Raw genomic sequence first — 23,642 nt, forward strand, 5'->3', positions numbered from 1 at the left:
ATTGACCGGTTTGCTGTTTCAATGAATGAAAACAACCCTCCCCATGGATTGGGCCAGTTGTATGGGTATAAACATATGAACAAAATGGACTCACGCACGTGATAGCACTTTTATTTGATATTATTGGCATGACAGGCACATTCTTAGTGGTTGGTGCTTTCTTTTTACTACAACTGAATAAAGCATCGCCAACCGGCCTTGTGTATAACATGATGAACTTATCGGGCGCAATTCTGTTACTGATCAGTCTTTGTTATAACTTTAACCTTGCTAGTTTTGTTATTGAGATTTTTTGGATAGCGGCGTCACTTATTGGATTATATAAGTACATCAAAGCAAAGCGTACTGGAAATGTTGAAACAGCTTAATTAAGCTTGGCTCATTAAAACAGACGTTTTTAGAAACCCATTTACAGTTGAAAATGGGTTTTTTTGTCGCTATTTAAGAAAACTTTATAAACTAAAATTATAAAAACATTGCAAGCTTACCAATCTTTTGTATTAATAGTGTAAACATGGTGTTGCTTTTGCAACACGGGCTATAAGTACAGGTATCGCTTACCGTGGATCTTTTCAGATGTTCAGCACTTTTTACTATTGCAGTTGCCTCAACCTCGCCAATGGTTGCAAACGCGGCTGAAGAGCAAGACTTATTCTCTTTAAGTTTTGAAGACTTACTTAATGTTCAAGTCGATATAGCAAGTAAAACCAACGAAACTTTGTCATCAGTCCCTTCTACAATAAGTGTTTTTAGTCGTAAGCAAATTCAAGCATTAGGGGTTGATAACGCCTACGAAGTGATGAATTTTGTGCCTGGTATGCAATCAACTCGAGGTGATTGGGTAGGGGCGGTGCCTAAAGATCATGCTCGGGGCGTTTATCTAGATAGCGGTAATGTTTTGGTGATGATAAATGGTGAGCGAGTTAATGAATCATCATTTGGTAAGGCTTCTGTTTATTTGCCTTACATACCTGTGGTAGTTATCGATAAAATAGAGTTTATTCGCGGTCCAGGCTCGGCTCTGTATGGCAGTAATGCGTTTTTAGGGGTGATGAATATTGTTACCTCTAAAGAGCGAAATACACTGCAACTTGTGCTTGGCAATAATGGTCGCTACGGGGCAACAGGGCAGTTCAATACCTCTTTAAGTGATGATACATCACTCTTTGCGAGTTTTTCGTATGATCAAAAAGACGGCGAAAGCTACCCGCAAGGAGTAAAAGATCCTCTTGAGGCGCTTTACCTAGAAGCAGGTGTTGATTACAAAAAGCTGCAATTACGTGCCCGTTACAATGAAACATCCCTTGATGAATTTTTAAACCTCGCTGGATATTCTGAGCAAAACCAACATAATAGTGATAACACCTTTGTGGGAATTAAATACAACTGGATCAATAACGATAAGTTAAAGCTAGATTCTAGTTACTCATTCACAAAGCATAATATTTCAAGTGCAGGGTTAATCGCTACATTTGACGATATTCCAGACTTTCTCATTGGCCCTGCGTGGCAAACAACTGACAGTAAATTCGAAACTGAGCTAAGTTATCAATTCGATAACCAATGGCAGCTTGCTGCGGGAATTGAATACTCAGAGGCTAAGCAAACTGAAGCAGGAGTTCGCACGTCTTATTATGATTTCGATTCAGAGCAAATAATTATCGACCCTGCCTTTGAACAGCAAGGGATCGTGTCTGTGATGGACTTTCCTGAGTTTTCGTCACTTAAGTTTACATTCGAAACCTTGAGTGCTTATGGGCAGCTAAAAATACCATACTCAGATGCACTTACTTTATTTATTGGCGCACGCTATGACGATGTGAAGGACATCGACAGTAAACTTTCTCCACGTCTTGCGGGTGTCTATAAAATAAATTCAGAGCATACTGTTAAGCTGCAATATGGTGAATCGTTTAGAACACCGGTTACCAATGAGCTGTTTTCAAATGATGATGTGACAATAGGTAACCCATCGCTTCGCTCTGAGTCGATTAAAACCACTGAACTTGTTTGGCATTATAAAACCTCAGAGTTACAAGCTAATGCAGTGCTTTTTTATAATGAACTTAATGATTTTATAAATATTGAGCCAACATTATCAGATGATGCACTGTTTACCTTTACAAACTCATTCAACACCCAAAACAGTGGTATCGAGCTTGATAGCACTTGGCAATCAAGTAAAGATTTTTCGATTACAGGCACTTATACGCAATACTTTGAAGATCCAATCAATGCGAGCTTTAAGCGCTTTGCAAGCATAATCAGTAGTTATAACTTATCTGATTCATGGCAGGTGAGCTTAAACTTATTGTGGCGCGATACAGTTGAAGTAAGCTCAGAGACAGGTGCTCACTTTAAACAATCTGCTTACAGCTTATTGGGTGGCAGTTTAAAATGGCAGTTAAACAACAACAGCCAACTAATGCTAAAAGCAGAAAATTTGTTAGGAAAAAAATACAACGCATTTGATCCTCGCATTGACAATGGCGCAGTCGCTGGTACAACTGAGGAATTATCGTTACACTACCAATTCAATTTCTAGTAGTCCTGTTCGTAAGGTTTGAATGTCGTCATTAAGTAAAAAATTTATTGCAGCAGGTGTATTGCTAATAATGCTGTTAATATTAGTTTTTTATCTCGGTAGAAGCCATGATTACGAACAAGCTCAGCATCAAAGTCAAACACAAGCTACTCAGCTAAGCCATTATATCGCCAGTGAATTAGCACGATTTAAAACCATTCCTAGCTTAGTAAGTGCCAATGATTTGGTAAAATCATTTATTGTCGAAAAAGGTGCTGGTGGAGATGCGGTCAATGATTATCTTGAAGATATTCAACGAGCGAGTGGGGCTTCAGATGTTTACGTAATGGATTTGTCAGGCACTGTTTTAGCAAGTAGTAACTGGCAAGTTGACTATACTTTCTTAGGAAGTAATTTTGCTTTTCGGCCGTATTTTTATTTAGCCAAACAAGGCGAAAAAGTTGCTTATTTTGCTTTGGGTATGCGCTCTAGTGAGCGAGGCTTTTATTTTTCTGAGCCGTTATTTTATCAAGGCGAGGTGGTTGCGGTAGTGGCACTAAAAGTTAATGCCAAAAAATTTGAACAAGACCGCCAGCTACTTAATGCATCAGACACTTCACATTTCTACATTGCTCTTGAAGACAACGTTATTGTTATGTCTGATGTAGCTGATTGGCGTTTAAAGTCACTTAAGCCCCTTGATAATGAACAAATGGCTGCATTAGTTAAATCGCGCCGATATCTGTCACATAAACCCACTTTACTGCCCTATACCCATAAGCCTCTAAATGAACAAACCATACTGCAAAAAGTTTTATTAAACGGTAAGCAATCGCGCTTTATTAGTGCTGTTGAAAGCATTGATATCATTAACGCCAAAGCGAGTGTGTTGGTGGATGTGACGAATGTCGAGCTTGCACAAATCCCTAGGCTTCTTTGGTTTAGTGTGTTTTATGCTATTGCTGTAGTACTTATTCATACGGCAATGGTACGTTTTGCTGGTTATAAAAAGCTTTTGTTTTCTAGGCACAGTCTTGAGCAAGAGGTTATAGAGCGCACACAGGCTCTCGAAAAGGCTCAAAAAGCGCTGATCCAAACAGCTAAACTTGCGACTATTGGTCAGTTAAGTGCAGGCATTAACCATGAAATCAATCAGCCATTAAGTGCCATGAATACCTACTTAGTGAGTGCAAAAAGGTTACTTATCAAAGGAAATATTGAGCAAGCCAGCGAAAATTTAGTGCTGGTGCAGTCGTTAATAGAGCGTGTACACAAAATTGTTGCACAGCTAAAGCATTTTAGTAAACCGGCACAAACTCAACTGAGACAGCAAAGCTTAGCGAGTATGTTAAAAAATGCCTTAATGATTGCAAGCGCACAGTTAAAGCAAGATGATATCGAAGTTAAAGCCGCAGATATTGATGCAAACATAACAGTATGGGTCGACAGCGTTAAGTTTGAGCAAGTCTTGGTTAACGTGATCACTAATGCCAGCCAAGCAATGAGTGAATCTGACAAACGCGAACTGAGCTTTGAGCTTGAACTGTTTGACGACCGAGTAAAGCTATCAATTCTCGATACTGGCCCGGGTATTGATCAACATGCATTAGGTAATATCTTTGAGCCATTTTATAGCACTAAAACCAGCAATGGTTTAGGCCTGGGCTTGTCTATTTCAAGGCAAATAATCGACTCATTTAATGGCCGCCTAACGGCCCATAACCGCCCTAAGGGCGGAGCACAATTTATTATAACTTTACAAACTAACAAGGAAACATCATGAGTGAAGTTGCAGCGACCTGTGATCAGGTAATCGTTATCGATGACGAAGCGGTGATCCGTGATTCATTGAAGCAGCTCCTTGAGATTGAAGGTTATCAAGTTCAGTGTTTTAGTGAGCCTACAGCGGCACTTTCAAAATTAAGTCGTCGCTTCGAAGGTATTGTACTAAGCGACATAAACATGCCAAAAATGGATGGCTTGGCATTTTTAGAGCAAGTTAAAGCCTTTGATAGCGAGCTACCGGTTATTTTTCTTACCGGCTTTGCTGATGTATCTGTGGCCGTTAAAGCCATGCAGCTTGGTGCTTATGATCTATTTGAAAAGCCGCTAACTGAGCAGTTATTAGATTGTATTGCTCGTGCTTCAGAAAAACGTGCGTTAGTAATGGAAAACCGCGCCTTAAAAATTGCTGTTGAAAAAACGTCTGCGCCCGGTGTGCGTATTTTGGGTGAAACCGAACAAATGCAACAAATGATGCATTTACTTAATGCGGTAATCGATACGCCAGCAGATGTGCTAATAGAAGGTGAAACAGGCACGGGGAAAGAGTTAGTTGCTCGCTATTTACACGATCAAAGTAATCGTTCAGCGGCTAATTTTGTTGCTATAAACTGCGGCGCAATACCTGAGCAACTTATTGAAAGTGAGCTTTTTGGTGCAGCCAGTGGTGCATACACAGGGGCGACACAATCTCGCCAAGGTAAGTTTGAATTTGCCAAAGGCGGCACTGTCTTTTTAGATGAAATAGAGTCTACGCCTGCGAGTTTACAAGTAAAGTTGTTGAGGGTGCTTGAAGAGCGCAAAGTAACCCCTGTAGGTGACAACCACGCCATTGATTTAGATGTACGTATAGTTGCTGCTACCAAAGTAGACTTAATGACACTAGTCGAAGCAGGGGAGTTTAGAGCCGATTTATATTACCGCCTAAATTTAGTAAAAGTGAGTATTCCGGCATTACGTGACAGAAAAGCTGATATTCCACTGCTTTTTAAACACTTCAGCTCGATAGCGGCGACACGTTTTCATAAGCCGCCTGCGCCATTGAGTAGTGAAGCTAAACAACGACTCCTTGCGTATGATTGGCCGGGAAATGTGCGAGAGCTTAGAAATCAGGCTGAACGTGCGGTATTGCTAGGTTCTGATCTTGCGTTTGCTTCTTACAGCGACACAAATAATCAAAATGAACTTGCTCAAGATCTAAGTCTTGCTGAGAAGATTAGCTTTTATGAGCAGTCACTCATCGAAGAAGCGCTAGAGCGAAACAACGGCAGCATAAAAGACACCATGGTCACATTACAAATTGCCCGTAAAACCCTTTACGACAAGATGACCAAATACGGTATTAATCGCGAAATGTTTAAAGACTAAACAAACCTCTCACATTAAACTCTTCACAATGGGTGGAACAAGTGACAGCATATTTTTATAAATGTGTGGAAACCCACCCATAAAAGCCAGCCTCTTTTACGCCAAAAAAGTTAATCGACTGTTATTTAACAGCTTTTTTAAAATTAACTAAGTTGGCAACCAACTTGCCTTACTAGTTAGGAACAACAATTTGAACCTAATAAGGGGCGCATAATGACAACAATATTCACTCATACAAAAACACGCGTAGCAGCGGCTGTGATTTTAGCGAGCACAGCTGGCTCAGCAATGGCAGCAGACTACGCGGTATACGGTAAAGCAGAAGTTCAAATAGCAAACACAGATACAGGCGTTATGCGCTATGTTGATGAAGGTACGCAAATCGAAGCACCTTTTTCGCGCATTGGTATTAAAGGTAGTCACAAATTAACAGAGTCACTTAAAGCAGTATTCAAATACGAAGTACAAGTAAAAGGCTTTGAGCATGATGATACCAGTGAGCCATTTTCAGCTCGTAATACTTACTTAGGCCTTGCAGGCGATTTTGGTGAAGTGGTTGTCGGTCGTAACGACACGCGTTTTAAATACTCAGAAGGTAAAGTAGACGGTTTTAACGAAACCCAAGCTGATATTGCACAGCTGATCCCTGGTCAAGACCGTATCGGCGATACCATTACCTACAGCTCAAAAACATACGGTGGCGCATCACTTGCACTAACTTATGCTCCAAAAGATGACAGCAGCAACGATGAAGATGGTTTTGCGGCAACGGTTATTTATGGTGACCGTGCATTAAAATCTAAAGACTACTATGTCGCTATCAGCCATGTTGATGCACTTAACAAGTTGACGGCAAGCCGTGTTGTTGCCGCATGGAAACTTGAAAACCTACAGTTAGCGGGTTTATTCCAGCGCAGTGAATCGACCGACGGTACGAAAGAAGGCAATGGCTATGCACTTAGCGCAAGCTATGCAATCGATAAATGGGTACCTAAACTGCAATACGTTAAAGACGACTCAAAGATTCGCCATGCTGAAGAAGGTAAACAATGGACAGCAGGTGTTGACTATGTGTTCGATAAACAAACCACTGCTTACTTATTCTATACTGATTTAGATTTAGATTTAGAACTTGAATCAGATAACAGCGTTGCACTTGGCCTTAAATACAAGTTCTAAGGAGTCGGTATGTCATTAGTAAATCAAACAAAAGATGGCTCACAGCCACGCCCATTAATGAGCACAGTGATGTTACTGTTAGGCCCATTAGTGATGTTATTAACTTGCTTAATTGATCCACCAGCGGGTATGAGTGTATCTGCATTACGTACTGCAGGCCTTGCATTTTGGATGGCTTCTTGGTGGGTAAGCGAAGTTGTGCCAATTCCTGCTACGTCTTTATTGCCACTGGTTATATCACCTCTTGCTGGCATTGCAGCAATCAAAGGGGTCGCGTCACCTTATGCACACCCTTTGATCTTTTTATTCTTAGGCGGCTTTTTGATCTCAATCGCGATGGAGCGTTGGGGTTTACACAAGCGTATTGCACTTAATACCATGCTTCGTGCTGGTACTAAGCCAAGCCTACAAATTTTAGCCATGATGTTAGTAACGGCATTTTTATCAATGTGGATGTCAAATACAGCGACTGCTGTGATGATGTTACCGATTGCAATGTCGATTACTATGTTGGTTAAACAGTCTAACCCAGATAATGACCAATTTGGTAAAGCATTGTTATTATCAATTGCCTATGGTGCTAGCATCGGTGGTATCGCAACCTTAATCGGTACGCCACCAAACGCATTAATGGCTGCATACCTATCAGATAGCTACAAGATTGATATTGGCTTTGCTGAGTGGATGAAAGTAGGTGTACCGCTTGCGACAGTTATGCTTATTTTATGCTGGGTGTGGTTAACTAAGTTTGCCTATAAAGTAGATACACAATGTGCAAAAAGTGCAAGCAAAGACACTAAATCTTTATTCTTGTCACAGTTACAAGAGTTAGGAGCTATGCAGCGCGCTGAAAAAGGCGTAGCTGTTGTATTTGCTTTAGCTGCAGTATGCTGGATTTTTAGGCCTATGATTGCTGATTTCTCTGGCCTTAAAATTTCTGATACGGGCATAGCGATTGCTGCAGCATTGATGTTATTTGTGTTACCAGCAAATAAAGGCGATGGTGAGCGAATCCTTGATTGGGAAAGTGCAGCTAAAGTGCCGTGGGGCGTGTTGCTACTATTCGGTGGCGGTTTAACACTAGCTGCACAAATCAAGTCGTCTGGCCTTGCTGAATATATTGCCCATATGATCGAGGGCGCAAGCGCTATTCCGTTAGTTTTAAGTGTTTTAGCGGTAACGGCTCTTATTACATTCTTAACAGAAATAACCAGTAACACAGCCACAGCTGCAGGTTTCTTACCACTATTAGGCCCAGTTGCTGAGTCAGTATTTGGTACACCGCTTGTATGGGTCATTCCTGCTGCAATTGCATGTAGCTGTGCGTTTATGATGCCAGTCGCGACACCACCAAACGCGATTGTGTTTGGATCAGGGCAAATTCAAATGCGCGATATGATCCGTTCTGGGTTCGCACTTAACTTAATAGCTATTGCCATGATCACCTTAGTTACAATGACTGTAGCAGCGAGTGTATTTGCTTTTTAAATGTAAAAATTAATGAATACAGAACAATAGTTTCAACTCTTACCAACCACTCACAGCGCTCTTTATGGGCGCTGTTTTTATTTGCTCTCGATTTTATTCATCGTTATAGTTGCTTAAACCTTTTTGATGAGTACTCGTTTTGGTCGAACTAGATTCACAATTACAAGAACAATATTATCAGCTGAACGATGCATTTTTAGCTGAACCTTACTTACCAATAGATATTAGAATAAAGCTTCTAAAACGCGTCAAAGTTGCGCTTATTGAGAACGAGCAGGCTTTAGTGAATGCTTCAAGTAAAGATTTTGGATACCGTACAGCCTTTGATACTGTACTAGGCGATATTTTCCCAACAGTCAAAACAATCAGTGATGTGATTAAGCGTTTGCCAAAGTGGGCAAAAAATGAATCTCGTGGTGTTGGACTTAGTTTATGGCCTTCGTCTGCACATATTAGTTATCAGCCGAAAGGGGTTGTAGGCATCATTGCCCCATGGAATTATCCAATTCAACTTGCGTTAGTTCCTGCCATAACCGCATTAGCCGCAGGCAATCGCGTAATGCTAAAGTTAAGCGAATATACACCTCACACTAACGCAGTTATAAAAACGATTTTGGCTGATGAATTGAAAGAGCATTGTATCGTGATTGAAGGCGAAGCAGAACTTGCTGCAAAATTTTGCCAACTTCCTTTTGCTCATATGCTGTTTACTGGTTCAACCGCTGTCGGCCGTAAAGTAATGCAAAGTGCTAGTAAAAACCTTACCCCAGTGACGTTAGAGCTAGGTGGTAAATCGCCAGTAATTGTTCTTGATGATGCAAATATCAAAGAAGCAGCGAAAACAATTTTATTTGGTAAATTGAACAATGCAGGGCAAATTTGTGTTGCTCCTGATTACGTATTTGTTCCAAAGCGGCTTGAACATCAGTTGGTAATGCAGCTTTGTGATATTTACCGAAAACATTTTAAACAAGGTGTTGAAGGTAAAAATCTGACTTCAATTATCTCCGAGAGTCAATACCAGCGATTAGCTGCTTATTTAGTTGACGCAAAAGACAAAGGCGCGCAAGTATTTGAGCCGATAGAAGGTCATCAAGTTGATGAACTAAAACACCGTATGGGCTTGCACATTTTAACGCAAGTGAATGATGATATGCGCGTCATGCAAGACGAGATCTTTGGCCCCTTACTGCCCATTATCGGTTATGAGTCATTGCAGCAGGTGATTGATACGATCAATGGTGACTCATTACCTCTTGCTTTGTATATTTTGGGGCACGATAAAGAGAAAATCAGTAAATTAAGCACATCAATCAGAAGCGGTACATTAGCAATTAATGATGTATTGATGCAGGTAACAGCAGATCAGCTACCGTTTGGTGGTATTGGTGAGTCAGGGATGGGGCACTATCATGGCATTGAAGGTTTTAAAACCTTTAGCCATGCACGAAATACCTTGGTATCCGGTAAGTTTAACCCTCGCACTAGTTTATTGCTAAAACAAAATAAGTTGCTGATCAAACTATTAAAATGGCTGTACTTGCGCCCTTAAGCGCAAGTACGAAGTTTATTTATAGACGCCCGTCAGGTGCGTATAAACCAGCCTGTATTTTTGCATAAATGGCATCTGCTTTTTCTTTAGCAGCTTCAATTTCTGCAGGCATCATACTTCGCTCATCAAGCTTACGGCTATGACTTGCATCCATGTTGCCGTTGTATTCAGCAATGGTATTCCAAATGTATGATTTTTCGAGATTCTTAGGAACTCCTAACCCTTCGTAATACATTAAAGCCATGTTGAATTGCGCAAGAGTAAAGTTATTTGCAGCCGCCTTTTGGTACCAACTAAGCGCGGTACGGTAATCTTGAATTACCCCTTCGCCATTGGCATACATAACCCCTAAATTAAACTGTGCCGCTGGATGGTTTTTTTGTGACGCCATTTCATACAATGAAATGGCTTTTTCTTTATCAAGTTTGACACCTTTACCTTCTTGATAAAGTACACCCAATGCGAACATTGAATCAGCATGCACTTTTTTTACTGCTTTTTCGTACAACTCTGCTGCTTTACGATAGTCTCGTTGCACACCAAAGCCACCTTCGTACATTTTAGCAAGCTCATACATTGCAGGAGCATAACCTCTGTCTGCAAGGTAATTAAATTCATGAAGCGCTTCTTCAAAACGGCCTTCATTCGCCGCTAATTGGGCATCTTCAAGACTGGCATTTGCTAAAGGTGACAAGATTAACGTGCTAGCGAGCAATAGTGATTTAAAATTAGGCTTGATCATAGTCTGCCTCCAAATGTGTGTTAGGTATCAATAACAAAGCATTGAGCTATTGATAAAATGCCTTGCCAAACAGCCTCAGAGCAAAACATCACTTTTAGTTTAGCCCCAACAGCTGCAAATGCCCAATTTATAGACAGCGGCAAGCTTTGCAATTAACAAGTAGGCTTAAGATACAGATTTTCCAGAAAAATTAAAGAAATAAAAAAAGCCCTTAGCGGGCTTTTTCGTGTCATATCTACCGTCACCGATATGAGCAATGTAGCAAGTAAAGTGTAACGTTTTATGTCTATGTTTGGGTCGAGGAAACAGATGACAATCAAGAGTTACATCTTGAACTAACTTGGTAAAACAGCATCAAAACCTTTAACAGTATGATGTTGCTGTGAGAATAGTCTAGCGAACCAAGTTGTTGATAACGATTATTACTTAGGTTTAACCGTTCGTCAATACTCAAATGATAATTAATTTCATTTAATTTGGTTGCTGAATTTTTGTTCTTAGTGGTAAGTTTACTTTGTTTTGAAATAGGATTTGAAAAAACTACAATGAAAAAGCTATCAAAGTATCTAATAGTATTTAGTTTATTGTTTACAGCAACAGGGTGTTCTCCGAGCTTTACTTACAATAATTTAGGTTGGTTATCAGGGTTTTGGATTGATGATTATGTTGACCTTAACAGTGACCAGGCTGATAAATTTGAGCATATTGTCAAAACCAGCCGAGATTGGCATCGAGAAACACAACTCCCCTTATATAAACGCGACCTTGAAAATTTAAAGACCATGTTAGATAAGCAAGTTGACCATAACGAGCTTAAAGCACACTTTGTACAAGCGAAGCAGCACTGGCAAACATTGATTAATAAAATTGAGCCTGAACTTATCGCTTTAGCGAATTCACTTTCTTATAAGCAGCGCGTAGAGTTTGTTGCTGCACTGCAAGAAAACATTAATGATGAGTACAAAGAACACGAAGAAAAATCGCCTGAGCAACATAAAAAAGAACGTTTAGAAGAAAACCTTGAAAACTATAAAGAGTGGTTCGGTAGCAAACTCACTGCGCAGCAAAAAACACTCATAGAGAGTTCATCAAATTCTCGAGTCAGTACATTTTTAATGTGGATGCAGTACAAACAAAGGCGTTTAGATGCATTAAAAACGTTATTTATGCAAAAGCAAAAACCAACAGACTTTGATAGCCAGTTGGCAGTCATCATTAATAATCGCTTAGCTTTTATGAGCGATGAGTTAATTGCAGCCGATGATAAAAATCTCGATAACTACGTTAATTTATTAGTGGAACTAAAACCTACATTAACCGATAAACAGCGTCGTAACGTTCGCGATGAGTTTGATGAGTTAATCGAAGAGGTAAGTGACTTGATTGATGATTAATGGGCTAGGTGTGTTTGCACGTAATATGAAATTGATGGCAGCTAGCAGCTTATGTTTTTAAAATAAAAGTTAGAAAGTATCAGTTTTTCAAGATTTTATGTTAATAAACGTAGTTTAATGAGGGTTCGCTTAATAATTTGTTCCTAATTTTTTAATTTGGAGTTAAAATCTAGTCACTAGAATAATAACGAGAAACTGAATGGATATTGGTGCGCTAAGAGGCACTCAAGCTTTACGTAATAACGTTCTTAAATGGATGGGCTTTTGTCTAGGTGTTTTAGCGGGCGTGTTCGCGGTTTTTAATCTATTTATAAATGACTTTGTTGTTCTAGGTGCGTTAGAAGTCGTTTTTGCTTCGTTTTGTTTTTATATCTTTTTCTATACCCGAAAACGTAATGCTCAGCTCTGGCAATCACTTACTCTGTGTTTGTTTTTAAGTTTACTCATTACATTAGGTACTTACTTAAGCAGTATTAAGAGTTTACTTTTTATCTGGACATGTTCATTGCCTGTATTGTTCTATCTATTACTTGGTAAGCAATATGGGCAAGTGTTGTCTTTGATGGTTGCACTATTACAAGCACTGATTTTATTTAGTAAATCAAGTCTTGAACCTCTCAATAGTGTTAATTTTTTACTCAATTTTTCATTTACATATATCTGTATTTGGGCAGTATCTCACACCTTTGAAAATAGTCGTGCTGAATATGGACAGCGACTTGAAAACTTAGCCTTGCTCGACCCTTTGACTGGCGCGGGGAACCGCTTGGCAATGACCCATTATTTTGAAGTTGAATTAAAAAACAAAAATGGCTTGTTTATCTTAATGCTCGACCTTGATTATTTTAAGAATATTAATGATCAGTATGGCCATGATGTTGGCGACCGTATTCTCATTGAAGTCACCAGTTTCTTTAGGCAACGCATTAGTAAAGGCTATGTATTTCGTATTGGCGGTGAGGAGTTTGCTATCTTCTTACCCAGTAGTGACCCAAGAAGTGCTTATGAATTCGCAGATATGCTGCGCGAGCACTTATCAACCACTATCCACAATATTGATGAGCAAGTAATTAATCTGACCATTAGTATTGGTGTTGCTTGCTACATGCCAAATCAAACCCTGAAAAACTTTATTAAATGTGCTGACGATGCGCTATACCAAGCAAAGCAGCAAGGACGAAATAAAGTTGTAACAGCTTATGAGTTGAGCCAAGAGTCAATTGAGCATAATAAAGCGAGTTAGCGTTTATAAATTTAGCTTTTGTACATGGTGTCGAAATCAGGGATGTTTGCCTCCCAAATAGGAATATCTTTGCCTATGTATTCACGCATAGCATCAAAGAATAAACGCGTTCTTACTGGTAAGTCTCTGTGTGGGTAAACAGCATACACCGCGCTGTAATCGAGTAATTCCATATCGGTTAAAATGGGTACGAGATCGCCTCGCTTAACTTCATCGTCAAGAATAAATGCCGGCGCCAAAACATACGCATTGCCTGAAATAGCTTTCATTAAAAGTACTTCTGCATCGTTCGCACGAAAGACGCTTTTAATATTTTGCTCAATAATATCGCCATCGGCATTACGATAACGAATTCCGCTGATGCGTTTACTTGGGCTTGAATAGCTAGCGGCAGGTAGCTCTTTTAAATCTTCAACCTGTTTTGGCATACCGTAAGTTTCAATAAATTCCGGTGAAGCCAACAGCAACATACGGTTGCGGGCAATTTTACGGGCAATAAATGACGAGTCTTTTGGTTCGCCAACACGAAAAGCTAAATCATAGCCTTCTGATACTAAATCAATCAGCCTGTCGTCTAAACGAAGTTCCACCTCAACTTGCGGAAAGCGTTTTTGAAAGTCGTTAATGACTGGTTGAATATAGCGCTTACCGATAATACTTGATGAGGTAATTTTTAACGTACCACGGGGTTCTTGGTGGTAATTCTCTGCAAGTCTTACGGTATCTGATAACAAATCTCTCAGTTCAGCTGCTTTTTTTACCATTTCAGCACCAGCGGCAGTCAACGAAAAAGAACGTGTAGTACGATTTAGTAAACGAACACCTAATTCATCTTCGAGGCGGCTAATTTGTTTTGAAATAACTGAGCGATCTATATTTCTAGATTCGGCGGCTTTGGCAAATGAGCCTCGTTCAATTACTTCAAGCAACATTAATAAGCGGCTGGTGGTATCCATAGCAGTTCCTTAAATTCTATTGGTGCAATTCTGGCATTAATGAATTTAAAAATCTATCATTTTTATCCACTAATTAGTTGCGTAACATTGTCTCCTATCTAAATACAGGAGAGTCGTTATGAACAAATCTATTCTTGCAGTGGCAGTGACCATTGCGAGCTTAACGTTGGCAGGATGTGGTAGCGAAGCTAGCCAATCAGCGCAACAGCAACAATTACAACCTATCGATGTAGCGCAAGTACTTGTAAAGCCAGTACAAAATTGGCACACCTACACAACGCGTTTAGAGGCACCGCAAGAGGTTGCACTTATGCCGCGTGTTTCAGGTGTGATCGATAAAATTAACTTTAAAGAAGGTGACGGTGTTAAAGAAGGTGATTTGCTTTTCACCCTTGATGCACGCCCTTTTGCAGCAGTAGTCGATAGCTTAAAAGCGCAGATAGAGAGCGCCAAGGCCGCATTAGAGCAGGCTAAAAGTGAAGCAAAACGTGCAGAGCGCTTAACTGAGCGTAAAGCAATTTCAACGGAGCAAGCGGAGTCTCGTAAATCAACGCTAAGACAACGCGAAGCGCAATTGCTAGCGCTACAGGCTGAACTTACGGCCGCAGAGCTTGATTTAGAATTTACTCAAGTGCGTTCACCTATTGATGGCGTTGTATCGCGTGCGAATATTACCAAAGGTAATAACGTGCTTGCTGGTCAAAGCGTGTTAACAAGCATTGTTTCAAACCAGCAAATGTATGCTTATTTTGATATTGATGAGCGTACATGGAATCAATCGTTTACTGATGTGACAGCGCAAAGTGAACAAGCGGTTGTGATGCAAAAAGTGGGTCAAACCAGCTTCAACTACAATGGCAAAATCAACTTCATTGATAACCAAATTAATGAAACTACCGGCACTCTTCGTGTTCGTGCGGTGTTCGAAAACGATGAACAACAATTACGTGCGGGCTCATTTGCACGTATTAAGCTTGCTGCCAATAAAGTAAGTGAAAAAGTCATTGTGCCTGAGCGTGCAATTGGGACTGATTTAAAGAATCGCTTTGTACTCACTGTAGGTGAAGGCAATGTTCTTGAATACAAATTAGTAACGGTGGGTGAGCGTTACGGCAGTTTACGTGCGATTACATCAGGACTAAACGAAAACGATGTGATTGCAGTGAATGGCCCGGCGCGTGTTGGCCCTGGTATGCCAATTTCACCAAACACAGTCACAATCAATAGCGACGGAATTGCATTTACTCTTTCAAATAATCACTCAGATTTGGTTGCTAAACAGTAGGTCAAAATGAAATTTTCACACTTTTTTATCCAGCGACCCATCTTCGCAGCGATGCTGTCGCTTATATTTCTCATTGCAGGGGCAATTTCGCTATTTCAATTGCCAGTGAGTGAGTACCCTGAGGTTGTACCGCCAACGGTTGTAGTTACAGCAAATTACCCGGGTGCTAACCCAACGGTGATTGCCGAAACAGTGGCAACGCCACTTGAGCAAGAAATCAATGGTACAGAAAACATGTTGTATATGTTTTCACAAGCAACCAGTGATGGCCGCATGACTTTAACAGTTACTTTTGCATTAGGTACTGATTTAGACCGTGCACAAGTTCAAGTGCAAAATCGTGTCAATAGTGCACTACCACGATTACCGCAAGAAGTTCAGCGTTTAGGTGTTGTAGCCGAAAAATCATCACCTGATTTAACCATGGTGGTGCATTTGTATTCGCCTGAAAAAACGCATGATACGACTTACTTAGCGAACTATGCTGATTTGTATATCAAAGACCAAATTGCGCGCTTAGGCGGTGTGGGTGATGTGCAAATGTTTGGTGGGGGTCAATATTCAATGCGTGTTTGGCTTAACCCTGATGCACTCTCTGCTCGCGATTTAACAGCAATGGACGTAGTAAATGCATTACGCGCTCAGAACCAACAGGTTGCTGCGGGTAGTTTAGGTGCGCAACCTACCTCGAAAAGTAATCAATTTCAAATTCTGATGAATGTAAAAGGGCGCTTAAGCTCACAAGAAGAATTTGAAAATGTGATCATCAAAGTAGGTGAGCAAGGTCAGCTTACACGCCTAAGTGATGTAGCACGCCTTGAATTAGGCCAAAACACCTATGCATTAAGAGCGATGTTAGATGGTCAACCTGCACTTGCAATGCCGATTTTCCAGCGCCCAGGTTCAAATGCGATTGAGCTTTCTGATCAAGTGCGTGAAACCATGAAAGTATTATCAAAAGACTTTCCGGCAGGTGTTGAATACGACATTGTTTATGACCCAACTGTATTCGTACGCGGTTCAATTGATGCTGTTATTAAAACGCTACTAGAAGCAATTGCATTAGTTGTAATCGTTGTTGTGGTGTTCTTACAAACTTGGCGTGCATCAGTAATCCCACTGATTGCAGTACCGGTATCTTTGATTGGTACGTTTGCGGTTATGCAATGGTTGGGGGTTTCGATTAATACCTTATCGCTATTCGGTTTGGTTCTTGCCATTGGTATTGTTGTTGATGATGCCATTGTTGTGGTTGAGAACGTTGAGCGTAATATCGAGCAGGGTTTATCACCACTTGAAGCAACCCGTGTTGCAATGACAGAAGTAACAGGACCAATTATCGCCATTGCACTTGTATTGTGTGCGGTATTTATTCCTACGGCATTTATTACGGGGTTATCTGGTCAATTTTACAAGCAATTTGCTTTAACCATTACTATTTCGACGGTTATCTCAGCGTTTAACTCGTTAACACTATCGCCTGCGTTATCGGCGTTACTATTAAAAGGTCATGATGCAAAACCAGACCGTTTAACTAAGTTATTAAACCGTGTATTTGGTAACTGGTTATTTAAACCTTTTAACCGCTTATTTGATAAAGGCGCCAATGGCTACGAAAAGCTGGTACAAAAGCTAATTCGTATGAGTGTGATTGTATTAGTTGCTTATGTTGCACTTGTTGGTGGCACAGTAAAATTGTTTGACGCAGTACCTGGTGGTTTTATCCCACAGCAAGATAAGCAATATTTAGTGGCTGTTGCACAGTTGCCTGATGCGGCAAGTTTAGACAGAACTCAAGAAGTCGTGCAAGAAATGGAAAAAATTGCATTACAAGTACCGGGTGTTGCAAACACAGTATCGTTTCCTGGTTTATCGGTGAATGGTTTCACAAATAGCCCTAATAGCGGCATCGTATTTACACCGCTTGCCCCTTTTGAAGAGCGTCAAGATCCGAGCATGTCGGCAATGGCGATTGCGGCTCAGTTAAATCAAAAGTTTGCTAGTATTGATGAAGCATTTGTTGCGGTATTCCCGCCACCGCCAATTCAAGGTTTAGGTACAACGGGTGGCTTTAAACTGCAAATTGAAGACCGTGCAAACAAAGGCTTTGAAACACTCTTTAACAGCTTACAAGCAACTATTGCGAAAGCGCAGCAAGACCCAGCATTAATGGGGCTTTATTCAAGCTTTAGAATTCAAGTACCGCAAATGGATATCGACATTGACCGTGAGCAAGCGCTTATCCAAGGTATTCCACTTGATGAAGTATTCAATGCCCTACAAGTGTACTTAGGTTCTGTGTATGTGAATGACTTTAACTTGTTTGGTCGTACATATCAGGTTAATGCGCAAGCTGATGCTGACTACCGCCAAGATCCTGAGCAAATCTTGAATCTTAAAGTACGTAACCGCATGGGTGAAATGGTGCCATTAGGCTCTGTATTAACGGTCACACCAACAACAGGCCCAGATCGTGTAATGCACTACAATGGTTACCCTACAGCTGAATTAAATGGTAGCCCAGCACCAGGTTATAGCTCTGATCAAGCGCAACATGCGATTGAAGCAATTCTTGCCGATACATTACCAAATGGTATTGAGTTTGAGTGGACAGAAGTAACTTATCAGCAAATATTAGCGGGTAATACCATGGTGTATGTTTTCCCACTTGTTGTATTGCTTGTGTTTATGGTACTTGCAGCGCAATACGAGAGCTTAAGATTACCACTGGCTATTATTCTGATTGTACCTATGACGATTTTCTCCGCCTTATTAGGTGTGTGGTTTGTTGGTGATGACAACAACATTTTCACGCAAATCGCATTAATCGTACTGGTTGCACTGGCAAGTAAAAATGCCATCTTGATGGTAGAGTTTGCACGAGACCAGCATAAAACGGGGTTGTCTCACCTTGAAGCCATTATTAAAGCGTGTCGCTTACGACTTCGCCCAATTTTAATGACATCAATTGCCTTTACGGCAGGCGTTGTACCTCTTGTTTTAGCCACAGGTGCAGGTGCAGAGATGCGTCATGCTATGGGTAACGCAGTGTTCTCAGGCATGATTGGTGTAACTGTGTTCGGCTTATTGTTCACCCCGGTGTTTTATATGTTAGTCACTAAAAAATCGCAGAAGGAGCAACATGATGCATAAGCCTCTTCATGTAATCTTTAAACACAGCAAACTAGTCAGTGCGATGCTGTTAGCTGGAGCACTGGCAGGCTGCGCACAAAGCGTCGATATGCAAGAGCAGCAAGTGAGCCTGACACAATTTGTTAGCGATACACAAATTGGTGAACAAAACGAAGGTGCGAGCGAAAATAACTGGTGGCGTCGTTTAGATTCGCCTCAGTTAAACAATTTAGTGACTGATGCATTAGCAATGAATCACGACCTAAAAACCAGTCAACTTCAACTTGATGCAGCCATTGCCCGTTTAGGTGCAGCCCGCGCGGATTATTATCCGCAGGGCAGCCTAAGCGTAGGCGCAGAGCGCAGCAGCTTAGATGGCGCAATTACGCGCCAATCAAACGCTGGGGTTAATGTTAATTGGCAGCTTGATTTGTTTGGTCGTATTACAGCGTTAGTCGATGCTGCTAATGCAGGTGCACTAAACCAAGCGGAGCAGTTAAGAGCATTACAGGTTGAAGTGGTTTCAGCCGTGGTGCAAGGCTATGTCAGCTATCAAGGTAATGTGCAAAAGCAAGCTATCATTGAAATGCAAATCGAGGCGCTCGAGCAAAGTATTGATGTGCTCAAAGCGCGAGTAGAGGAGGGGGTTGCGAATGAACTTGATCTTAACCGTACTCTTGCCCAGTTAAAGCAGCAACAAGCGCTTATTCCTGAGCTTAGTTACTTGCAATATCGCGACCTCGCAACCCTTGCGGTGCTAACAGGGCGACTTGCCAGTGACATAACTTTGATAGAAGAGCCTGAGTTACTCAGTCACGAATTTAGTGTGTCGTTTAATAAAGCCAGTGAAGCAATGGCACTGAGACCAGATATCACCAGTGCTTTATATCAGTTTAGTCAGGCTTATTCGCTAAGTGTTGCCGCCTCAAAAGCATTACTGCCAGATATTAGTTTGGCCGGGTTTGCAGGTGTGGTGAGCTTAACCAGCAATGGCTTAGAAGATACTGTGCAACAATGGCAAGTCACACCAAAAGTTGAATGGTCATTACTCAGCTATCCTGCATTATTAGCTCAGCGTGATGCACAGCAGTTTTTAAGTGAAGCCGCTTACAGTGACTATCAAAGTAAAGTATTAAAAGCCATTAGCGATAGTGAACTTACTTTACAAAGACTAGTCAAACAGCAACAACAGTTAAGTTATGCTGATCAACGTTTTAATTATGCCAATAAAGCATTTGGTCAAGCACAAGCAATGTATCAAGAAGGACAAATTCCTTACTTAGAGTTGTTAGATGCGAGACAGGATGTTTTAATAGCGCAAGAGAACGCTGTTGATTCAACAATTGCTTCATTACAGGCCAAAGTAAGTGCTTATCAAGCATTTAATGGTCGTTGGAGCTTTGAACTAAACAACCTTTAACCCAGAGTATTCAATGTCACATATTCAACAAACTACAGAACTTCCGTCAACAATGCGCGCGCTTGCACTGATTGAGCCGAATGACGCCATAGCGTTATCTGAGCTTTCTGTGCCAGTACCGAGCCCTGAAGGCAATGAGCTTTTGGTTAAAGTTGAATATGTGGGCTTAAATCATGGTGATGCCAACTTTGCAAAACAAGGTTTTTGTAAATGGCATTACCCTCATGTACTAGGTCATGATGCTGTTGGCGTGGTTGTTCAGGCAAGTAAAGGTGTATTCCCAGGTGTTGGCGCACGTGTTGTATGGCACGCCAGCCTTGGCGACCAAGGTGTGTTATCTGAATACACAACGGTACCAAACTATGCGGTTTCGGTTGTGCCAGATAACGTATCACCGGCAGATGCTGCAACCTTACCTTGTTCAGGTATGACGGCATTAATTGCCCTTGATAAGTTGCAACTAAGCGAAGGGGATTCACTGTTTATTGACGCAGGGGCAGGCGGCGTTGGTCAATTTGCTATTCAATTTGCTAAGCAACGTGGTGCAACTGTATTTACCACTGCCAGCAAACACAATCATAAGTTACTTAAGCAATTAGGTGCTGATGTGGTGTTTGATTACAATGACCCTAAACTTGAAGATAAAATTCGCCGTGAATTAGGCCCGCAAGGCTTTGACGCGGTGCTTGATTGTATTGGTGGCGATACCACCATTCGTAACGTTGAGCTAATGCGCTTTTGTGGCCGTATTGCCTGTTTAAATGAGTTACCTAAGTTTGAACAAGAACTTATGTTTAGACGCGCACCAAATATTGGCATTGTATCCTTAGGTGGAGCTTGGCTTGCAAATAGCTTATGTGCGCAACAAAAATTGAGCTTTATGGGTAACTTATTACTCGATAATGCAGCCCGTGGCGAGATCAAATTGCCGCAAATTCATGCTGTTGATTTTACCGCCGAGGCTGTTTCAGCTGCTTTAAATAAACAACTTGCTGGTGGCTTTACCGGTAAACAAGTTGTGCAAGTAAGCGGCTAATCTTGCAAACTCACTGCCCAGTCATCTTGTTTGATGGTCAGTGCAATCTGTGCCATTTTTGTGTGCAGTTTATTCTTCGCTTTGATAAGCAAATAACCTTTAAGTTATGCCCCATGCAAAGCGATAAAGGTGAACGTTTACTAAAGGCGCATCAAATTGACGATCCACTCTCTTCAATGTTAGTGATTGATAATAACCTGTTATATAAACAAAGTGACGCTGTGTTATTTATCGCAACTAATTTAGGTTTACCATTCTCTTTGGCTAAGGTGTTCAAGTTACTGCCAAAAGGCTTTCGCGATCGTATGTATGATTGGGTTGGCCGTCATCGTTATCGGTTTTTTGGCAAACAGACACAGTGTAAGTTACTGACCGAAAGACAAAAGCAGCATTTTTTATAAACATTTAGAGTAAAGCTTGCTATTCTCGTTATTGGGAACAAATAACAATAATAAGAATATGAACATTCTCTTTCTAATCCTAAGCTCGCTTTACATTGCTTTACTGCTCTTTATACCATCATTAACTCAGCCTATTATGGCGCTATTTAAAACATTACCAATCGGCCTGTTGATTGTGATGGTGTTAAAAGGGCGTAGTCAGTTACAAATTCGCACTTTTATTACTTTATTATTCGCTCTTAGTTTTTCAGCACTAGGTGATGTGTTGCTAGCCCTTGATACAGGGCAACTCTTTATAGGTGGTTTAGCGGCTTTTTTTGTAAGTCACGCCTTTTATATCATTACCATGTTGCCAATTAAAAACTGGCGACTAGACGTTTTACTTCTTTATCTCTTTTTGGCCATCATCATTTTTTGCTTATTTTATCCAAACCTGAATGACATGCTCATTCCGGTGATTTTCTACATGTTGGTACTTAGCATAATGGCAAGCCTTACTTGGATGACAGATAAATCGAACGGTTTTTTAGTGTTAGGTGGGGCCGTGTTTGTTATATCAGACTCTATTCTTGGTCTTAACCGTTTTTATTTAGAAATAGCACATGCAGATATCGCAATAATGATAACGTATTACATTGCGCAATTTTGTTTGGTGACAGGATTTTTGCAAGCAACAAGTAAACATAAATAGCCACAGTGGCTCAGTGTTGATTGCCGTGATAAAATACGTGCGTTTTAATTTTCGAGATTTTCCATGGCAAATACAGCGCACGCACTGCACATCCTTGTTAAGCACAAAGAACAAGCTGAAGACATCATCAAGCAACTTAAAAAAGGTGCGAAGTTTCAGACGTTAGCTAAAAAACATTCAACCTGTCCGTCGGGTAAAAAAGGCGGCGATTTGGGTGAATTCAGACGCGGTCAAATGGTGCCACAGTTTGACAAAGTAGCATTCAGCGGCGAAATCTTAGAGCCACATTTAGTGAAAACGCGCTTTGGTTGGCATGTAATTAAAGTGCTATATAGAACTTAAAAATTAAAGCCTGCTTAAAACTAATAAGACACGTCGTTAGCCCTAAATATTTATTTTTAGTGAGTTGAAGCCTGTGGTTTTACTCATTTTTGGACAAAAACACGTTAGAGTATTTAATCAGTAACGCCGCAAATAAACGGCAAAAATTAGTTGGCTAAAAATTTTTAAGGTACGAACAAAGCCAACTAGTTTTTTGTCCGCACTTTTTAATTTGCTTTGTTATATGCCGATTACCAATTCGCCTGCTTAGTTTTTTTTATACCCTCGCCACATAGTAATTGCTAGTGTTAAACATCCCAACAAAATGAAAATAGCTGTTACATTTGGGGACTCTTGCACTATGCCAAGTTTTCCATTTAACCATGCAGGGAAGAATATACTAAACGGAATGTAGGTAACGATAAACAACAGAAACCAAATATATTGGCTAAACACGTTTAACAAACTACGACGATTAACCAGTTTAAGTTTATCTGCTAAATGTTTATGGAACTTTACGATACCCAAGCAGAGCCAAACATAGACCACAAATGAAACTACAAAAATAGCAATATTCACATAACTCTCTTAGGCATATAACGCCCGCTAAACGCCGAGCGTTAGCGAGTCCGGTGGAGGCCATGCTTTTTGTGGCCAGAATTTGAGCGGCTTGTTATGTGTTTGCTGGTAATTTAGCTTCATATTCGCTTATATAATGGTCCACTTCATGAGCTGTGCCAGTATGAAAAAGCTCGCCCGTATTGCGATTTACAATTATTGGAGCATTGCCACCTAGCATTTCACGGAAATCACCCGTTTCAACATATGATTTAGCTTGGTAGAAAAACACCCAACCCCACTGCTTTTCAATAGTTTCTTCTTCAAGAATGACACACTCTACTGGATCGAATTTATCGGCACTTTTTTCAAGTTCAACTTCTACCAATTTTTGCGCTTCTTGCTTATTCATGCTCCGAACTCTTTTGACACATAGACATAATGACTCCCACACGGTGCTAGCCTCCGCTTTTCGTGGGTTAGCTTAATGACAAAGCCAGAGCCATAATTAGTTTGTCAAATAACTAAACAGCAGAGGCTAGCATGAACAAACATAGCATACTTTTTATC

General features: G+C 40.7%; 19 protein-coding genes. 16 read left to right on the forward strand and 3 right to left on the reverse strand.

The genetic code is table 11. From position 1 onward, the window contains the following. Positions 1-98 precede the first annotated feature (98 nt). The 7 genes from JIG37_RS11810 (at position 99) to JIG37_RS11840 (ending at position 9,893) form a co-directional block, all read left to right on the forward strand. A complete protein-coding gene (locus JIG37_RS11810; protein ID WP_199529431.1) occupies positions 99-368 on the forward strand; it encodes a hypothetical protein in 270 nt (89 codons plus the stop codon). Positions 369-562: 194 nt separating this feature from the next. After that, a complete protein-coding gene (locus tag JIG37_RS11815) occupies positions 563-2,545 on the forward strand; it encodes a TonB-dependent receptor (protein WP_348535080.1) in 1,983 nt (660 codons plus the stop codon). A 22-nt stretch (positions 2,546-2,567) separates the two neighbouring features. Continuing rightward, positions 2,568-4,307, forward strand: a complete 1,740-nt coding sequence (locus tag JIG37_RS11820) for an ATP-binding protein (RefSeq protein ID WP_138617388.1) — start codon at positions 2,568-2,570, stop codon at positions 4,305-4,307. After that, entirely contained in the window at positions 4,304-5,674 is a 1,371-nt protein-coding gene (locus JIG37_RS11825; protein ID WP_054552130.1) for a sigma-54 dependent transcriptional regulator, read from the forward strand. The genes JIG37_RS11820 and JIG37_RS11825 overlap by 4 nt, the downstream gene beginning before the upstream one ends. A gap of 213 nt (positions 5,675-5,887) precedes the next feature. Beyond that, positions 5,888-6,853 carry a porin gene (locus JIG37_RS11830; protein WP_199529432.1) on the forward strand — a complete coding sequence of 322 codons (966 nt, stop codon included), beginning with the start codon at positions 5,888-5,890 and terminating at the stop codon, positions 6,851-6,853. 57 nt (positions 6,854-6,910) lie between these two features. Further along, the gene (locus JIG37_RS11835; RefSeq protein WP_054552237.1) at positions 6,911-8,341 is read left to right on the forward strand and encodes an SLC13 family permease; all 1,431 of its coding nucleotides are present in this window, start codon (positions 6,911-6,913) and stop codon (positions 8,339-8,341) included. A 139-nt stretch (positions 8,342-8,480) separates the two neighbouring features. Next, the gene (locus JIG37_RS11840) at positions 8,481-9,893 is read left to right on the forward strand and encodes a coniferyl aldehyde dehydrogenase (protein WP_199529433.1); all 1,413 of its coding nucleotides are present in this window, start codon (positions 8,481-8,483) and stop codon (positions 9,891-9,893) included. Between the two features lie 19 nt (positions 9,894-9,912). Here the strand turns inward: JIG37_RS11840 and JIG37_RS11845 are convergent, their stop codons facing one another. Beyond that, positions 9,913-10,635, reverse strand: a complete 723-nt coding sequence (locus tag JIG37_RS11845; RefSeq protein ID WP_054552133.1) for a tetratricopeptide repeat protein — start codon at positions 10,633-10,635, stop codon at positions 9,913-9,915. Positions 10,636-11,180: 545 nt separating this feature from the next. Here JIG37_RS11845 and JIG37_RS11850 point away from each other — a divergent pair. Together JIG37_RS11850 and JIG37_RS11855 are read left to right on the forward strand one after the other, a co-directional pair. Next, a complete protein-coding gene (locus JIG37_RS11850) occupies positions 11,181-12,029 on the forward strand; it encodes a DUF6279 family lipoprotein (protein WP_199529434.1) in 849 nt (282 codons plus the stop codon). A 199-nt stretch (positions 12,030-12,228) separates the two neighbouring features. Further along, complete coding sequence (locus tag JIG37_RS11855) at positions 12,229-13,272, forward strand: GGDEF domain-containing protein (protein ID WP_199529435.1); 1,044 nt, start codon at positions 12,229-12,231, stop codon at positions 13,270-13,272. 11 nt (positions 13,273-13,283) lie between these two features. Here the strand turns inward: JIG37_RS11855 and JIG37_RS11860 are convergent, their stop codons facing one another. Continuing rightward, the gene (locus JIG37_RS11860) at positions 13,284-14,228 is read right to left on the reverse strand and encodes a LysR family transcriptional regulator (RefSeq protein WP_054552136.1); all 945 of its coding nucleotides are present in this window, start codon (positions 14,226-14,228) and stop codon (positions 13,284-13,286) included. A gap of 118 nt (positions 14,229-14,346) precedes the next feature. Between JIG37_RS11860 and JIG37_RS11865 the strand changes: the two genes are divergently transcribed. The 7 genes from JIG37_RS11865 to ppiC all read left to right on the forward strand — a co-directional run bounded on the left by JIG37_RS11865 (position 14,347) and on the right by ppiC (position 22,535). Further along, positions 14,347-15,513: an efflux RND transporter periplasmic adaptor subunit gene (locus tag JIG37_RS11865; RefSeq protein WP_199529436.1), complete on the forward strand. Its 1,167-nt coding sequence runs from the start codon at positions 14,347-14,349 to the stop codon at positions 15,511-15,513. A 6-nt stretch (positions 15,514-15,519) separates the two neighbouring features. After that, positions 15,520-18,666, forward strand: a complete 3,147-nt coding sequence (locus tag JIG37_RS11870; RefSeq protein ID WP_199529437.1) for a multidrug efflux RND transporter permease subunit — start codon at positions 15,520-15,522, stop codon at positions 18,664-18,666. Beyond that, positions 18,659-20,065, forward strand: coding sequence for a TolC family protein (locus JIG37_RS11875; RefSeq protein ID WP_166341046.1), 1,407 nt, complete (start codon positions 18,659-18,661; stop codon positions 20,063-20,065). The genes JIG37_RS11870 and JIG37_RS11875 overlap by 8 nt, the downstream gene beginning before the upstream one ends. Positions 20,066-20,078: 13 nt before the next feature. After that, on the forward strand, positions 20,079-21,101 hold the full coding sequence (locus tag JIG37_RS11880) for a zinc-binding dehydrogenase (RefSeq protein ID WP_199529438.1): 1,023 nt from the start codon (positions 20,079-20,081) through the stop codon (positions 21,099-21,101). Positions 21,102-21,127: 26 nt separating this feature from the next. Next, positions 21,128-21,502, forward strand: coding sequence for a DCC1-like thiol-disulfide oxidoreductase family protein (locus tag JIG37_RS11885; protein WP_244664388.1), 375 nt, complete (start codon positions 21,128-21,130; stop codon positions 21,500-21,502). 31 nt (positions 21,503-21,533) lie between these two features. Continuing rightward, positions 21,534-22,193: a lysoplasmalogenase gene (locus JIG37_RS11890; RefSeq protein ID WP_199529440.1), complete on the forward strand. Its 660-nt coding sequence runs from the start codon at positions 21,534-21,536 to the stop codon at positions 22,191-22,193. Between the two features lie 63 nt (positions 22,194-22,256). Beyond that, complete coding sequence (gene ppiC, locus JIG37_RS11895; RefSeq protein WP_055021968.1) at positions 22,257-22,535, forward strand: peptidylprolyl isomerase PpiC; 279 nt, start codon at positions 22,257-22,259, stop codon at positions 22,533-22,535. A 652-nt stretch (positions 22,536-23,187) separates the two neighbouring features. On the opposite strand, the gene JIG37_RS11900 is transcribed toward ppiC, so the two are convergent. Then, a complete protein-coding gene (locus JIG37_RS11900; RefSeq protein WP_199529441.1) occupies positions 23,188-23,484 on the reverse strand; it encodes a YrhB domain-containing protein in 297 nt (98 codons plus the stop codon). Positions 23,485-23,642 lie beyond the last annotated feature (158 nt).

Source organism: Pseudoalteromonas sp. bablab_jr010 (genome assembly GCF_016464105.1).
Classification (GTDB): domain Bacteria; phylum Pseudomonadota; class Gammaproteobacteria; order Enterobacterales; family Alteromonadaceae; genus Pseudoalteromonas; species Pseudoalteromonas simplex.